Genomic DNA, 14,814 nt, shown 5'->3' on the forward strand with positions numbered 1-14,814 from the left:
ATCGAACGCCGCCCTTGGGGCGGCGTTTTGCATGTCGGCATGCCTTCTTCACGAAATCGCGGCTTGAAGACGCCGCCGCCGCCGTCCTAGCCTTGCGCGACCCATGACCCGGAGGATCGCCCATGCGCAGCACCGCCCTTATCGGCCTTATCCTGATGGCGACGGCCATTCCCGGCCATGCACAGGACACCGAAGGGACGATACGCTCGCACGGGATCGGGACCTTCGGCGAACCCGCACTGCCTGCCGATTTCGACCATCTGCCCTATGTGAACCCGGACGCGCCCAAGGGCGGAGAAATCGCGGAATCGATCCCGAATTCCACCGGCTTCGACAATTACAATCCCTTCACCTTCCGGGGGCGGGCGGCTGTCCTGTCCACCGTGATGCTGGAATCCATCCTGACCGGCACCGCGGACGAGGTGGGCGCCGCCTATTGCCTGCTGTGCGAAAGCATCGAATATCCCGAAAGCCGCGACTGGGTGATCTTCCACCTGCGCCCCGAGGCGAAGTTCAGCGACGGCACGCCGCTGACGGCCGACGACGTCCTCTTCAGCTATGAGACCCTGCGCACCAAGGGGCTGTCGTCCTTCCGCGTGGTGATCGCCCAGCAGGTGGCCAGCGCCACGGTGATCGACGATCACACGATCCGCTTCGACTTCACCCCCGATTATCCGCGCCGCGACGTGATCCAGTCGGTCGGCCGGCTGCCGATCTTCAGCGCCAAGGATTTCGAGGAGAACGACCGCGACCTAGAACAGCCCATGCAGACGCCGATGATCGGGTCCGGGCCCTATGTCTTCGGCAGTGCCGACATCAACCGCAACATCACCTGGAAACGCGATCCCGACTATTGGGGGGCCGATCTGCCGATCAATCGGGGGCGGCACAATTTCGACAGCATCCGGTTCGAGTATTTCGCCGATTACGATGCCGCCTTCGAGGCGTTCAAGGCGGGCGAATACACCTTCCGCCGCGAGGTCAGCAGCATCATCTGGGCCACCCGCTACGATTTCCCGGCGCTGCAGAAGGGCTGGGTGGTCAAGCAGGCACTGCCCGACGGCAACATCTCGTCCGGGCAGGCATGGGTGCTGAACCTGCGCCGCCCCGATTGGCAGGACATCCGCGTCCGCGAGGCGATCGGGCTGATGTTCAACTTCGAATGGTCGAACGCCTCGCTGTTCTACGGGCTCTATGACCGGGTCGAGAGCTTCTGGGACAACAGTGATCTGGAGGCCGAGGGCCCGCCGAGCGAGGCCGAGCTGGCCCTGCTGAAACCGCTGGCGGACGACCTGCCCGAAGGGGTCCTGACCGAGGATGCGGTCCTGCCGCCCGTCAGCGGCGAAAGGCAGGCCGATCGCGGCAACCTGCGCAAGGCGGCGGCCCTTCTGGACGAGGCGGGCTGGACCGTGGGGTCGGACGGGCTGCGCCGCAACGCCGATGGCCGTGTCCTGTCGCTCGAGATCCTGAACGACAGCCAGACCTTCGACCGCGTGATCAACCCCTTCGTCCAGAACCTTCGGCGTCTGGGGATCGACGCGCGCAACACCCGCGTGGACAATGCCGAATACGAGAACCGCAAGCGCGGGCACGATTTCGACATGATCTCGGACCATCTGGGGCAGGACGCCATTCCGGGTGCGAACCTGCAGCAGTATTTCGGATCGGCCAATGTGGACGACGTGTTCAACTCGATGGGGCTGGCGAACCCGGCGGTGGACAGCCTGATTTCCACCATCGAGGCCGCCGATACCCAGGACGAGCTGACGACGGCCGCCCATGCGCTGGACCGGACGCTGCGCGCGCTGCGCTTCTGGGTGCCACAATGGTACAACGGGCAGCACCTGATCGCGCATTACGACATCTTCGGACGGCCCGATGAATTGCCGCCCTTCGATTTGGGCGAGCTGGACTTCTGGTGGTACGATCAGGCCAAGGCCGACGAACTGCGTGCGGCGGGCGGGCTGAGGTGACGGGCCTTGCGGCTTGATTTCCGTGATCGGATTGTCGACAAGCGCAACAACGGAACAAGGGTCGCCAAGGCCCGGAACGTCCCCTAGGGCGGGCAGAAGGACAGGCTGATGGGCGCCTATATCCTGCGGCGTTTGCTGCTGATCATCCCGACGCTGATCGGCATCATGCTGGTCAATTTCACGCTGACGCAATTCGTGCCGGGCGGTCCGATCGAACAGATCGCGGCCCAGATCCAGGGCGAGGGCGATGCGCTTCGCAACATCTCGGGCGGCGGGGCCGAAGCCGGGATGGGTGCGTCCCAGGAACGATACGAGGGCGCGCGCGGTTTGCCGCCCGAATTCATCGCGCAGCTGGAACAGGAATTCGGCTTCGACAAGCCGCCGGTCGAACGCTTCTTCACCATGCTGTGGAACTATGTCCGTTTCGATTTCGGCACGTCCTGGTTCCGGTCGATCAGCGTGGTGGACCTAGTGGTCGAGAAGATGCCCGTGTCGATCACGCTGGGGCTGTGGTCCACGATCATCGCCTATATCATCTCGATCCCGCTTGGCATCCGCAAGGCGGTCAGGGACGGGTCGCGCTTCGATACCTGGACCTCGGGCGTGATCATCATGGCCTATGCGATCCCGGCCTTCCTGTTCGCGGTCGTGCTGATGGTGCTGTTCGCGGGCGGCAGCTACTGGCAGATCTTTCCGCTGCGGGGGCTGACATCGGACAATTTCGATCAGCTGTCGCTCTGGGGAAAGATCGTCGATTACGCGTGGCATGCGACCCTGCCGGTGATCGCCGCGACGATCAGCAGCTTTGCCACGCTGACGCTGCTGACCAAGAACAGCTTCCTCGACGAGATCAACAAGCAATACGTGATGACCGCCCGCGCCAAGGGCCTGACCGAGGCGCGCGTGCTTTACGGTCATGTCTTCCGCAATGCGATGCTGATCGTGATCGCGGGCTTTCCGGCGATGTTCCTTGGCGTCTTCTTCGGGTCAAGCATCCTGATCGAGACGATCTTCTCGCTGGACGGGCTGGGGCGTTTGGGCTTCGAGGCGGCGGTGCAGCGTGATTACCCGGTGATCTTCGGCACGCTCTACGTCTTCGGGCTTCTGAGCCTTGTCGTCGGGATCCTGTCCGACCTGATGTATGTCTTCGTCGATCCGCGCATCGACTTCGAGAAGAGGGCCGGCTGATGGCCATGTCCGAACTGAACCGCCGTCGGTGGCGCAACTTCCGCAGCAACGGGCGGGCCTTCTGGTCGCTGGTGATCTTCACCATCCTGTTCGTCACCGCCATGTTCGCCGAGGTGGTGGCCAACGACAAGCCGATCCTCGTCAGCTATCGCGGCGACCTGTTCGTGCCGGCCTATCGCTTCTATCCGGAAACGGCCTTCGGGGGCGATTTCGGGACCGAGGCCATCTATCGCGACGAGGCGGTGCAATGCCTGATCGTGTCGGGCGGACGCCAGGAATGCTGGGACGATCCCGAAGGCTATATCGAGGCCGTCCATGACGGCAGCGCGGGCGTGCCCAAGGCCGAGCAGGGCTGGATGATCTGGCCGCCGATCCCCTATCATTTCCGCACGATCAACAATGTGGGCACCGCCCCCAGTGCGCCCGACGGCGATCACTGGCTGGGCACCGACGATACCGCGCGCGACGTGCTGGCGCGGGTGATCTACGGGTTCCGCACCTCGATCCTGTTCACGCTGATCGTGACGGTCGTGGCATCGACCATTGGCATCGCGGCAGGGGCGGTGCAGGGCTATTTCGGCGGGCGGACGGACCTGATCTTCCAGCGGGTGCTGGAGATCTGGGCCTCGACGCCCAGCCTCTACGTCATCATCATCCTGTTCGCGATCCTGGGGCGCAGCTTCTGGCTGCTGGTCTTCGTAACCATCCTGTTCGGCTGGCCCGCGCTGGTGGGCGTCGTGCGGGCCGAGTTCCTGCGCGCGCGCAACTTCGAATATGTCCGCGCCGCACGTGCCCTGGGCGTCAGCGACCGCAAGATCATGTTCCGCCACATCCTGCCCAACGCCATGGTCGCCACGCTGACCATGCTGCCCTTCGTGGTCACGGGCACGATCAGCGGCCTGGCCGCGCTGGATTACCTCGGCTATGGCCTGCCGGCAGGGGCGGCATCGCTTGGGGAAATGGCGTTGCAGGCCAAGCAGAACCTGCAGGCGCCCTGGCTGGCCTTCACCGCCTTCTTCACCTTCGCCATCATGCTGTCGCTGCTGGTCTTCGTCTTCGAAGGCATCCGCGACGCCTTCGACCCGCGAAAGACCTTCAGATGAGCCGTCCCGACCAGCCGCAGCTGAACCCGACCCGCCCGGCCCCCGGTGCCGCAGCCGCCGTGTCCGAGGGTCATGGCGCGGGTCTGCCGGGCGAGGTGACGACCCACCCGCAGGATGCGCCCGCGACCGATGCCGTGCTGCAGGTGACGGACCTGACCATCGGGTTCCGGTCCGAAGGGCGGGTGATCCCCGCCGTGCAGGGCGTCAGCTTCCATATCGCGCGGGGCGAAACCGTCGCGCTGGTGGGCGAATCCGGGTCCGGCAAATCGGTGACGGCGCTGTCCACGGTGCAGCTTCTGGCGGGGCAGGCCGAGGTCGGCGGCTCGGTCCGCTATGGCGGGCGCGAACTGGTGGGCGCCTCGGAGAAGACCCTGCGCGACATTCGCGGCAACGACATCAGCTTCATCTTCCAGGAGCCGATGACCTCGCTCAACCCGCTGCACACGCTGGAAAAGCAGCTGAGCGAGAGCATCGCGCTGCACCAGGGCCTGCAGGGCGAGGCCGCCCGCGCGCGCATCCTGGAACTGCTGAACCGCGTGGGCATCCGCGATGCCGAATCCCGGCTGGGCGATTACCCGCACCAGCTGTCGGGCGGGCAGCGTCAGCGCGTGATGATCGCGATGGCGCTGGCGAACCGTCCCGACCTGCTGATCGCGGACGAGCCGACCACCGCGCTGGACGTGACCATCCAGGCGCAGATCCTCGAACTGCTGGCCGAACTGAAGGCCGACGAGGGGCTGTCGATGCTGTTCATCAGCCACGACCTGCATATCGTGCGCCGCATCGCGGACCGGGTCTGCGTGATGAAGGACGGCCGGATCGTCGAGGAAGGCCCGGTCGAGGCGATCTTCGCCGATCCGCAGCATCCCTATACCCGCAAGCTGCTGGGCGCGGCCCCGACCGGGCTGGCCGAACCCGTGGCACCCGACGCCCCCGAACTGGTCCGGACCGAGGATCTGAAGGTCTGGTTCCCGATCAAGCGCGGGCTGCTGCGCCGCGTCGTGGGGCATGTGAAGGCCGTGAACGGGGCATCCGTCGCGGTCAGGGCGGGCGAGACCCTGGGGATCGTGGGCGAATCCGGCAGCGGCAAGACCACGCTGGCCCTGGCCATCATGCGCCTGATCGACAGCGACGGGCCGATCCTGTTCATGGGGCGGGACATCCGCGCCTGGAAGGGGGCGCAGCTGCGCGCCCTGCGCCGCGACATGCAGATCGTGTTCCAGGACCCCTTCGGCAGCCTGTCGCCCCGCATGACGGTGGAACAGATCATCGCCGAGGGCCTGGGCGTCCATGGCATCGAGAAGGGCGCCGACCGCCGTCGCCTCGTGGCCGAGATCATGGCCGAGGTCGGCCTGCCGCCCGAGGCGATGCACCGCTATCCCCACGAATTCAGCGGCGGCCAGCGCCAGCGCATCGCCATCGCCCGCGCCATGATCCTGCGCCCCAAGGTGGTGGTTCTGGACGAACCGACAAGCGCGCTGGACATGACGGTCCAGGTGCAGATCGTCGATCTGCTGCGCGACCTGCAGCGCCGTCACGGGCTGGCCTTCCTGTTCATCAGCCACGACCTGCGCGTCGTGCGCGCCATGTCGCATCACATCATGGTCATGCGCGCCGGAGAGGTGATCGAGCAGGGGCCGACCGCCCGGATCTATGACGATCCGCAGCACGATTATACACGCACCCTGCTGCAGGCGGCCTTTGCGGGCGATCACGGATGAAGATCCTGTTCGTGCATCAGAACTTTCCGGGGCAATTTCCGCATCTTGCCCCGGCCCTTGCCGCACGCGGGCACGAGGTGCTGGCCCTGACGGATGAACGCAACCAGCGGCCCAGCCCCGTCAAGGTCCTGCGCTACAAGTCGCCCGAACCGGTGCAGACCGACAGCGCCCTCGGGCGGACCTACAGCGATCACGCCGAACGCGCATTGCTGGCGGCACGCGGCGCGCGCGCGTTGCGCGACCGGCACGGTTTCCATCCCGACGTGATCATCGGCCATCCCGGCTGGGGCGAGACGCTGTTCCTGCGCGAGATCTGGCCCGAGGCGAAGCTGCTGGTCTATGCCGAACTGATGTATCGCACGCGCGGCCACGACGTGGGCTTCGACCCCGAAATCAGCCCCGCCCGCGATGAGACGCGGTTCCTGACCGTCGCCCGGTCGGCCCATCTGCTGCAGGGTGTCCTGCAGGCCGATGCGGCCATCGCGCCGACAGGATATCAGGCCGACAGCTTTCCCCCCGAACTGCGCGGCAAGATCAGCGTCATGCATGACGGGATCGACACGGACCGCGTGGCCCCGGATGCCAAGGCCAGCCTGCCCCTGCCGGACGGGCGCGTCCTGCGCGCGGGGGACGAGGTTCTCAGCTTCGTGTCGCGCTCGCTCGAACCCTATCGCGGGTTTCACATCTTCATGCGCGCGCTGCCCCGCGTGATGCGCGAAAGGCCCGATGCGCAGGTCGTCCTGATCGGGGCCGAGGGCGTCAGCTATGGCGGCAAGCCCCGCGACGCGGGCAGCTGGAAGGAAAAGCTGCTGGCCGAGGTCGGGGCCGATCTGGACCTGAACCGCGTGCATTTCCTGGGGCGCGTGCCCTACGACATCTATCTGTCGCTGCTGCAGGTGGCGCGGGTGCATTGCTACCTGACCTATCCCTTCGTGCTGTCGTGGTCCCTGACCGAGGCGATGTCGGCGGGCGCCTATGTCGTGGGGTCCGATACCGAACCGGTGCGCGAACTGATCCGCGACGGCCAGAACGGGCGTCTTGTGCCGTTCTTCGACCGCGATGCGCTGGCCGGGGCGCTGGTTCGCGGCCTGTCGGGCGATCCGGACGCCGCGCGCCTGCGCGAGGCCGCGCGGGCCACGATCCGCAAGGGCTATGATCTGCGCAGCCAATGCCTGCCAAGGCAGATCGACTGGGTGGAAAGCTTCGGGCCGATGCGGTAAACCCCCTCGACTTCATGAGAGAGGGCCAAGATGGTTCGGATCCGCCTGACGAATACCCGCACCCGCCGGAAAGAGGAGATGACGCCGATCGACGCGTCGAATGTGCGGCTGTATCTGTGTGGGCCGACCGTCTATGACCGCGCGCATCTGGGCAATGCCCGTCCCGTGCTGGTCTTCGACGTCCTCGTGCGGCTGCTGCGCCATGTTTACGGCGCGGAGGCAGTGACTTACGTGCGGAACTTCACCGATGTCGACGACAAGATCAACGCCGAGGCGCAGCGCCGCAAGGCCGCCGGAAGCCCGCTGTCGCTGGAACAGCTGATTGCCGAGCGTACCGAGGAGACCATCGGCTGGTATCACGACGACATGGATGCGATCGGGGCGGGGCGTCCCGACCACGAACCGCGTGCCACCGCCTATGTCGGCCAAATGATCGAGATGATTTCCGACCTGATCGCCAAGGGGCATGCCTATGCCGCCGAGGGGCATGTGCTGTTCGACGTGCGGTCCTTTCCGAATTACGGCAAGCTGTCGGGGCGGTCGGTCGACGACATGATCGCGGGCGCGCGGGTCGAGGTTGCGCCCTTCAAGCGCGATCCGATGGATTTCGTGCTGTGGAAGCCCTCGACCGACGATCTGCCGGGCTGGGACAGCCCCTGGGGTCGCGGTCGGCCGGGCTGGCATATCGAATGTTCGGCCATGTCGGCAGCGCTGCTGGGGCCCAGCTTCGATATCCATGGCGGCGGGATCGACCTGCAATTCCCCCACCACGAGAACGAGATCGCCCAGAGCTGCTGCGCCCATCCGCAGGCGTCCTTCGCCAATATCTGGCTGCATAACGAGATGCTGCAGGTCGAGGGCAAGAAGATGTCGAAATCGCTCGGCAATTTCTTCACCGTGCGGGACCTGCTGGACAAGGGCGTTCCGGGCGAGGTGATCCGCTTCGTCATGCTGTCCACGCATTATCGCAAGCCGATGGACTGGACCGAGGCGAAAGCGCGGGAAGCCGACGCGACCTTGCGGCGGTGGCGTGGTCTCGTCGCGGGCATCGAACCCGCGCCGAGCCCTGCGCCTGCCGTTCTGGAGGCGCTTGCCGACGACCTGAACACCGCAGGCGCCATCGCTGCGATGCACGATCTGGCCGCGCAGGGCGATGCGGCGGGACTTCTTGCATCGGCGGGGCTGTTGGGCCTGTTGCTGCCCGGAATGGGCGACTGGGCCGAAGCCGGGGACGAGGCCGCCGTGCTGATCGAGGCGCTGCTGACCGCGCGGGCCGAGGCGCGCCAGGCCCGAGACTTTGCCCGCGCCGATGCGATCCGTGACGGGTTTGCCGCCGCGGGGGTCGAGGTGAAGGACACGCCGCAGGGGCCGGAATGGTCGCTGGCACCGGGCTTCGATGCCGATGCGTTGTCGAAACTGGCGGCGGATCTGGGCGCGTGACGCTGGAGGCCTGCACCGAGACGCTACGCGAGCACGACCCCGACCGGTTCGGGGCGGTGCTGGCTGCGCAGCCCCGGGATCGGGCGGGTCTTCTGACGCTCTATGCGCTGAACCTGGAGGTGGCGCGCGCGCCGTTCCAGTCGAACGAGCCCGGGCTGGCCGAGATCCGCCTGCAATGGTGGATCGACCGGCTGGATGAGATGGGGCGCGGCACGCCGCCGCCTCTGCATGACGTGCTGACCCCCTTGTGGGACGCGTGGGGGCAGGGGGCGGGCACGCTTGCGGCCCTGCCCGAGGGGCGGCGCGGCGATTGCGACCGTCAGCCCCTGACGGACCCCGATGCCGTCGCGGCCTATGTCGATGCGACGGCAGGGCCGCTGATGAAGGCCGCGGCCCGGCATTGCGGCACCCCCGAAGGCGCGATGGAGGTCGTGGCGAACCAGGCGCGCGGTGCGGGGCTTGCCGCATGGTTGCGCGCATTGCCCAAGCTGCAGGCAATGGGGATGGGCCTGCCGATGGCCGATCCGGCCGCGGCCCGGGCCCTTGCGGCGATGGCACGCGACGCGCTGCGGCTGGCGGCACGGGGGCGCAGGCGCATCGATCCGCGTGCGGCGGCCGCGCTCTATCCCGGGCCGCGCGTGTCGCGGCTGCTGTCCGAGATCGCATCGGGCAGCGTGGACCCCTTCGACGAGACGCCCGGCATATCGCCCTTTCAACGGCGGGCATCGCTGGCACGGCTGGGGCTGACCGGCCGCTGGTGGCGCTGAAGCGCGCGAAGAATCGCTTCACCCCGCCCGGTTCCTGTGGAACACATGTCGCGACGCAGCGACGACACGGGAAGGACAGCGATGGCCAAGGCCAGATTCGACGCAGAGGCCCGGGCGGGGCTCACGCTCATCTCTCCGCCGTTCTTCTACGCATTGGTGATCCTGGCCGCGCCGGTCCTGACGATCCTGACCTACAGCTTCCTGACCGACGGATATCTGGAGGTGCTGCGCGAGTTCACATTGGGGAATTACCGCGAGGTGTTGTCCGATCCCATCGTGCGGGTGGTGATGACCCGGTCGCTGGTCGTGGCGGGCGTCGTGACCTTCGCGACGGTCGTGCTGGCCTTTCCCATCGCCTATTACGTCAGCTTTTTCGTGCGCCCCGAGCGCAAGGCGATGTGGCTGTTCCTGATCACCATTCCCTTCTGGACCAGCTATCTGATCCGGGTGTTCCTGTGGAAGGTGATCCTGGGCTATAACGGCGTGATCAACAGCAGCCTGACGGGGCTGGGGATCATCGACGAGCCGCTGACCTTCATCCTCTACAACGTGAACTCGATCGTGCTGACGCTGGCCCATGCCTATGCGCCCTTCGCGATCCTGCCGATCTTCGTCGCGCTGGAAAAGATCGACCGTTCCTTGCTGGAGGCCGGTCGCGACCTGGGCGAGAGCCGGGCGATGACCTTCTGGCGGGTGACGCTGCCCTTGGCGATGCCGGGCGTGATCGCGGCGTCGCTGATCGTCTTCATCCCGACCATCGGCGACTATGTCACCCCCGAGGTGATCGGCGGCGGCAAGATCCCGATGATCGCCAACATGATCCAGGTGCAGATGCTGGCGCTGGACAACCGGCCGCTGGGGTCCGCGCTGGCGGTGACGGCGATGCTGGCGGTCGCGCTGATCAGCATGCTGTTCCTGTTCCTCAACCGCCGTTTCCTCAAGAGGCCGCAATGAGCATCCATTCCAGCGGTCGGGGCCTGCAGTTCTATGCCGTGGCCTATCTGCTGTTCCTCTATGCGCCCATCGTGCTTCTGCCGATGTTCGCGTTCAATTCCGGCACGATCATCGCCTTTCCGTTGCAGGGCTTTTCGCTGCAATGGTTCGACGCGATGTGGTCCAACGCGACCCTGCGCCGCGCGCTGATGAATTCGCTGACCATCGCGGTGGCGTCCTCGGTGCTGGCGACGTGCCTGGGGATCTTCGCGGCGCGCGCATCGTCGCGGTTCGAATTCCCGATGAAGGGCGGCATCATGGGGCTGATCATGCTGCCCATGGTCCTGCCCGAGATCATCGTGGCCATGTCGCTGCTGGTCGTGCTGCTGGGCATGGGGGTGCAGCTGTCGCTGCTGACCGTGATCCTGGGCCATACGCTGGTCGCCATGCCCTACGGGATCGCCATCCTGTCCACGGCCTTCGCATCGCTGGACCGCTCGCTCGAGGAAGCGGCCTATGATCTGGGCGAGACGAAATGGAGCGCGTTCCGGCTGGTGACGCTGCCGCTGGTCATGCCGGGGATCATCAGCAGCCTGCTGATATCCTTCACGATCAGCCTTGATGAATTCATCATCGCCTTCTTCCTTGCGGGCAACGAACCCACGTTGCCCACCTACATTTTCAGCCAGCTGCGGTTCCCGCGCGCGATCCCTGTGATCATGGCGCTTGGGACGGTGCTGGTCGTGCTGTCGATCGTCCTGCTGGCGATCGGCGAATATTTCCGCCGCCGGGGCAATGCCCGCATCGGCGGTTCCCCGACCGGAGGCCTGATGTGACCGACGCAGCCAAGACCATGATCGAATGCGATGGCGTCCAGAAATACTATGGCGATTATCACGCGCTGCGCGGCATCGACCTGAAGATCCGGGCCGGAGAGTTCTTTTCGCTGCTGGGGCCGTCTGGTTGCGGCAAGACCACGCTTCTGCGCACTATCGCCGGCTTCGAGGATATCGGCGAAGGCGCCGTGCTGATCGACGGCAAGCGGATGGAGGACGTGCCCGCGAACAAGCGGCCGACCAACATGGTGTTCCAGTCCTATGCGATCTTCCCGCATCTGACCGTGGCGCAGAACGTGGCCTTCGGTCTGCGCCGCGATTCGCGTTCCAAGGCCGAGAAGGCCGCCGCCGTCGATGAGGCGCTGGCGATGGTCGGCCTCAAGGGCTACGGCAACCGCGCCGCCCATGCCCTGTCGGGCGGGCAGCGTCAGCGCGTGGCATTGGCCCGCGCCCTGATCCTGAAGCCCAAGGTGCTGCTGCTGGACGAGCCGCTGTCGGCGCTGGATCGCAAGATGCGCGAACAGATGCAGGTCGAACTGATCAAGCTGCAGCGCCAGGTGGGCATCACCTTCGTCCTGGTCACCCACGACCAGGAAGAGGCGCTGGTCATGTCCGACCGCATCGCCGTCATGTTCGAGGGCGAGATCGCGCAGCTCGACGGCCCCGAGGCGCTCTATGCCCGGCCCGCGACGCGCCGGGTCGCGGATTTCATCGGGGTGATGAACTTCCTGCCCGCCCGCGTGATCTCGGATATCGGGGGTCGTGTCGTGGTGGATGTGCCGGGCCTGGGCCAGGTCGAACTGCCCGAGGCGCAATGCAGCCGGTCGAACCCCGACGACCCGGGCGAGATGATCGGCTTCCGCCCCGAAACGATGACCCTGGTGGCGCCGGGTCAGCCGCACAACCAACCACGAGAGACCGAGGCGATCATCGACGAGGTCGTCTATTACGGCGACATGACCTATTACGATCTGCGACTGGACGGGGTGGACCGTCTGGACGGGCGGCAGCGTCCCGTGCGGATTTCGATGCGCAACGTCTTCGGTCGCGAGGTCCCCGAGGTCGGCACACGCGTCCGCGTGGCATGGTCGCCGGGATCGCTGGTGCTGTTCCGCTAGGGGCGCGGGCTCAGGTCCAGCCAGATGCCGTCGCGCGCGCGGATCGTCAGCCGCGCGACGGGTTCGGGCCGGCGTTCGGTCGTGCGCAGCCTGTGCGCCCCCGTGATCGCCGCCAGCATCACGACCCCTTCGACCATCGCCAGCGATGCACCGGGACAGGCGCGGGGTCCGGCGGAAAACGGCAGATAGGCCCGCCTTGCGCTGGCCTTGCCCTCGGGTGTGTCCCACCGCGCGGGGTCGAATTCGTCGGGACGGTCCCACAGGCGCTGATGGCGGTGCAGATGCCAGGGCGACACGACCAGCTGCGCGCCCCTTGGCACCGTGCGGTCGCGGAAGGTCTGGGGGGTGGCAGCCTCGCGCGCGAACATCGCCACCGCCGGATAGAGCCGCAGTGCCTCGCGGAAGACCGCGCGCGTGTCCTTCAGGCGCGAGAGGCTGGCGAAGTCCTGCGACAGCAGCGCAGCCTCGGCTGCGACGCGGTCCTGCCATTCGGGATGCTCGGCCAGAAGCCACAGCGCCCAGGCCAGCACGGATGCGCTGGTCTCGTGCCCCGCAAGGAACAGGACCGCGACCTGATCGACCATCTCGGGGGCGGTGAAGCACTGGCCGGTCTGTGGGTCGGGGGTCGTCATGATCCTGGTTGCCAGATCGTCGGGCGCGGTGCCTGCGTCGATCGCGCGCTGACGTTCGGCCACCAGCTCCGCGATCAGCCCGCGGATATGGCCCGCCGTGGCGCGGGTCCGGCGCGAATGCGGGCGCGGCATCCAGCGTGGCAGGGGCAGCAGCGCGGCAAGGTTGACCAGCGGCTGCGTTTCCTGATGCCGGCGAAACGCATCAAAGACCTGCGCGGCGATGCCCTGTTCGACGGGCATGGAAAACAGGCTGCGAAAGATCACGTCAGCCGCGCCGTGGGCGGCGTGGGGTTCGATATCGACCCGGCCCCGGGGCAGCCGATCCGACGCCGCGCGCGCGGCCTGCAGGATGGCGGCAAAGCTTTCGCGGACGCGGCCGCCTTCGAATGCGGGGTCGATGATGCGGCGCTGGCGTGCCCAGTCAGCACCATTGCTGATGAAGACGCCATCGCCCAGCAGGGGGGCCAGACCTTCGCGCATACGGTTCGATTTGGGGAAATTGGCAGGGCGGTCCTGCAGGATGGTCCGCAGCAGTGCGAGATCGTTGCAGAAGAAGCTGTGGATCAGCGGGCTGCGGAACTCGGCCATCCAGGCATGATAGAACCGTTCGGGCAGCGCACCCAGCAGGTCGCTTCGAAACCCGCGCATCAGGCGCAGCAGCGTCCCGCGCCCCTCGGCCCCCTTCGGGCGGGGGGCGGTCACGGGCGCGCACCCACGGGGCGGGCGATCCGGCCTGGCGAGTGTTTGCGCCCCGCGAAACGCTCGGCCAGGGGCCGCGGCCCCGCCGTGATCGCGAAATAGTCGTAATTCCCCGGCCTGTCGAAGGCGCAGAGATACTGGAAATGCAGCCTGAGCCAACGGTAGCGCAGCCGCGCCCGTCGTTCGGGCGACAGCGTCCGCGAATAGGCCGCCGACACGACCAGCGGCCATTTCTGCCCGTCTCCGCTCATCCCGCAGACCGCCACCGGATCGCACAGCGCAAAGCAGCAGGCATCGCCCGGTGCGGTCACGTCCAGCCAGAAGATGCCATCTGCCCGCGACAGGTATCCCAGATCGTCGCGCAACCGGTCGGCATCGGGCAGGAAGGCCGCCATCGGCACGACATGCCCAAGGGTCATCAGCGACAGCGCGGGGCGGGCGGGGGCCGGGCGGTCGCGCAGCAGGTCCGCCAGCAGCGACACTGCCAGATAGGCGCCCGAGCTGTGCCCGATGACCAGAACCTCGTCCAGGTCGTCGCGCAGCAGGTCCGACAGGCGCGTGCGGAACGTCGCCAGCCGATCCTCCAGTGCCGGGGGGTATGCACCCTTCTGGACGGCGGTAAAGGCATAGTCGTGCATCAGATAATATGCGAACAGCCTTCCATCCAGCCGCCGGCCCAGCACCAGGACGCCCCAGAACGCCGCCAGCGCCAATGGCAGGGCGAACCAGCCGATGGGCAGCGCCCATGCGACCAGCCATGCCGCCAGAACCGCCGTCAGCAGCTGCGCCAGCAGCACCGCGAAGGGATAGAATGCCGCCAGCACCGGCCCCCGACGCAGCCGCATCAGGCGTGGGACCGCGCCGCTGGACATGTAGATCCAGAAGGTCCGGACCATGAGACCATAGGTGCCTGCGATCCCGCGCCCCATCGAGGCCTGCACGATGTCGGTCCATTGCAGCACCTCGAAGCTGGCGGCGACGGGGCGGCCCTCGATCACGGCATCGACGGTCCAGCCGAAATTCGGCCCCTGCCTGGCACCGGTCAGTTCGATCCGGTGCCCCGAGATGCGCGCCTGCTCGGCCGCCTCGCGGCGATACAGCTCGCGATACCGGCGGGGCGGGATCGGATCGAAGCCCGGAAGATACAGGACATGGCGGCGGAAGGGTCGGGTCATGCGGGCCTC

Annotated in this window: 12 protein-coding genes; 10 read left to right on the forward strand and 2 right to left on the reverse strand. The window is 66.8% G+C overall.

Annotated features, from left to right (window positions below; translation table 11 throughout):
* Positions 1 to 122: 122 nt before the first annotated feature.
* The 10 genes from KO490_RS12185 to KO490_RS12230 all read left to right on the forward strand — a co-directional run bounded on the left by KO490_RS12185 (position 123) and on the right by KO490_RS12230 (position 12,299).
* Positions 123 to 1,973: an extracellular solute-binding protein gene (locus KO490_RS12185; protein ID WP_216019701.1), complete on the forward strand. Its 1,851-nt coding sequence runs from the start codon at positions 123 to 125 to the stop codon at positions 1,971 to 1,973.
* Positions 1,974 to 2,081: 108 nt separating this feature from the next.
* Positions 2,082 to 3,161 (forward strand): microcin C ABC transporter permease YejB, encoded by a 1,080-nt coding sequence (locus KO490_RS12190; RefSeq protein ID WP_216019702.1) that lies wholly within the window; start codon positions 2,082 to 2,084, stop codon positions 3,159 to 3,161.
* Positions 3,161 to 4,264: an ABC transporter permease gene (locus KO490_RS12195; protein ID WP_216019703.1), complete on the forward strand. Its 1,104-nt coding sequence runs from the start codon at positions 3,161 to 3,163 to the stop codon at positions 4,262 to 4,264. The genes KO490_RS12190 and KO490_RS12195 overlap by 1 nt, the downstream gene beginning before the upstream one ends.
* The gene (locus KO490_RS12200) at positions 4,261 to 5,985 is read left to right on the forward strand and encodes an ABC transporter ATP-binding protein (RefSeq protein WP_216019704.1); all 1,725 of its coding nucleotides are present in this window, start codon (positions 4,261 to 4,263) and stop codon (positions 5,983 to 5,985) included. The genes KO490_RS12195 and KO490_RS12200 overlap by 4 nt, the downstream gene beginning before the upstream one ends.
* Complete coding sequence (locus KO490_RS12205) at positions 5,982 to 7,205, forward strand: glycosyltransferase (RefSeq protein WP_216019705.1); 1,224 nt, start codon at positions 5,982 to 5,984, stop codon at positions 7,203 to 7,205. The genes KO490_RS12200 and KO490_RS12205 overlap by 4 nt, the downstream gene beginning before the upstream one ends.
* Before the next feature lie 30 nt (positions 7,206 to 7,235).
* A complete protein-coding gene (gene cysS, locus KO490_RS12210) occupies positions 7,236 to 8,645 on the forward strand; it encodes a cysteine--tRNA ligase (protein ID WP_216019706.1) in 1,410 nt (469 codons plus the stop codon).
* A complete protein-coding gene (locus tag KO490_RS12215) occupies positions 8,642 to 9,412 on the forward strand; it encodes a squalene/phytoene synthase family protein (protein WP_216019707.1) in 771 nt (256 codons plus the stop codon). The genes cysS and KO490_RS12215 overlap by 4 nt, the downstream gene beginning before the upstream one ends.
* A gap of 81 nt (positions 9,413 to 9,493) precedes the next feature.
* The gene (locus KO490_RS12220) at positions 9,494 to 10,366 is read left to right on the forward strand and encodes an ABC transporter permease (RefSeq protein WP_216019708.1); all 873 of its coding nucleotides are present in this window, start codon (positions 9,494 to 9,496) and stop codon (positions 10,364 to 10,366) included.
* On the forward strand, positions 10,363 to 11,181 hold the full coding sequence (locus tag KO490_RS12225; protein WP_216019709.1) for an ABC transporter permease: 819 nt from the start codon (positions 10,363 to 10,365) through the stop codon (positions 11,179 to 11,181). The genes KO490_RS12220 and KO490_RS12225 overlap by 4 nt, the downstream gene beginning before the upstream one ends.
* Positions 11,178 to 12,299: an ABC transporter ATP-binding protein gene (locus KO490_RS12230; protein WP_303462985.1), complete on the forward strand. Its 1,122-nt coding sequence runs from the start codon at positions 11,178 to 11,180 to the stop codon at positions 12,297 to 12,299. Before KO490_RS12225 ends, KO490_RS12230 begins: the two co-directional genes overlap by 4 nt.
* Here the strand turns inward: KO490_RS12230 and KO490_RS12235 are convergent.
* Positions 12,296 to 13,633, reverse strand: a complete 1,338-nt coding sequence (locus KO490_RS12235) for a cytochrome P450 (RefSeq protein ID WP_303462984.1) — start codon at positions 13,631 to 13,633, stop codon at positions 12,296 to 12,298. The genes KO490_RS12230 and KO490_RS12235 overlap by 4 nt on opposite strands.
* On the reverse strand, positions 13,630 to 14,805 hold the full coding sequence (locus tag KO490_RS12240) for a hypothetical protein (protein ID WP_216019710.1): 1,176 nt from the start codon (positions 14,803 to 14,805) through the stop codon (positions 13,630 to 13,632). Before KO490_RS12240 ends, KO490_RS12235 begins: the two co-directional genes overlap by 4 nt.
* Positions 14,806 to 14,814: the final 9 nt, after the last annotated feature.

It is taken from the genome of Paracoccus sp. C2R09 (genome assembly GCF_018860625.1).
Classification (GTDB): domain Bacteria; phylum Pseudomonadota; class Alphaproteobacteria; order Rhodobacterales; family Rhodobacteraceae; genus Paracoccus.

What these genes read in the sequence shown, in the direction of transcription:
- KO490_RS12195 (WP_216019703.1), top strand. Translation starts at nt 3,161, where the DNA reads ATGGCCATGTCCGAACTGAACCGCCGTCGGTGGCGCAACTTCCGCAGC.
- KO490_RS12205 (WP_216019705.1), top strand. Translation starts at nt 5,982, where the DNA reads ATGAAGATCCTGTTCGTGCATCAGAACTTTCCGGGGCAATTTCCGCAT.
- KO490_RS12200 (WP_216019704.1), top strand. Translation starts at nt 4,261, where the DNA reads ATGAGCCGTCCCGACCAGCCGCAGCTGAACCCGACCCGCCCGGCCCCC.
- cysS (WP_216019706.1), top strand. Translation starts at nt 7,236, where the DNA reads ATGGTTCGGATCCGCCTGACGAATACCCGCACCCGCCGGAAAGAGGAG.
- KO490_RS12185 (WP_216019701.1), top strand. Translation starts at nt 123, where the DNA reads ATGCGCAGCACCGCCCTTATCGGCCTTATCCTGATGGCGACGGCCATT.
- KO490_RS12220 (WP_216019708.1), top strand. Translation starts at nt 9,494, where the DNA reads ATGGCCAAGGCCAGATTCGACGCAGAGGCCCGGGCGGGGCTCACGCTC.
- KO490_RS12225 (WP_216019709.1), top strand. Translation starts at nt 10,363, where the DNA reads ATGAGCATCCATTCCAGCGGTCGGGGCCTGCAGTTCTATGCCGTGGCC.
- KO490_RS12190 (WP_216019702.1), top strand. Translation starts at nt 2,082, where the DNA reads ATGGGCGCCTATATCCTGCGGCGTTTGCTGCTGATCATCCCGACGCTG.
- KO490_RS12240 (WP_216019710.1), bottom strand. Translation starts at nt 14,805, where the DNA reads ATGACCCGACCCTTCCGCCGCCATGTCCTGTATCTTCCGGGCTTCGAT.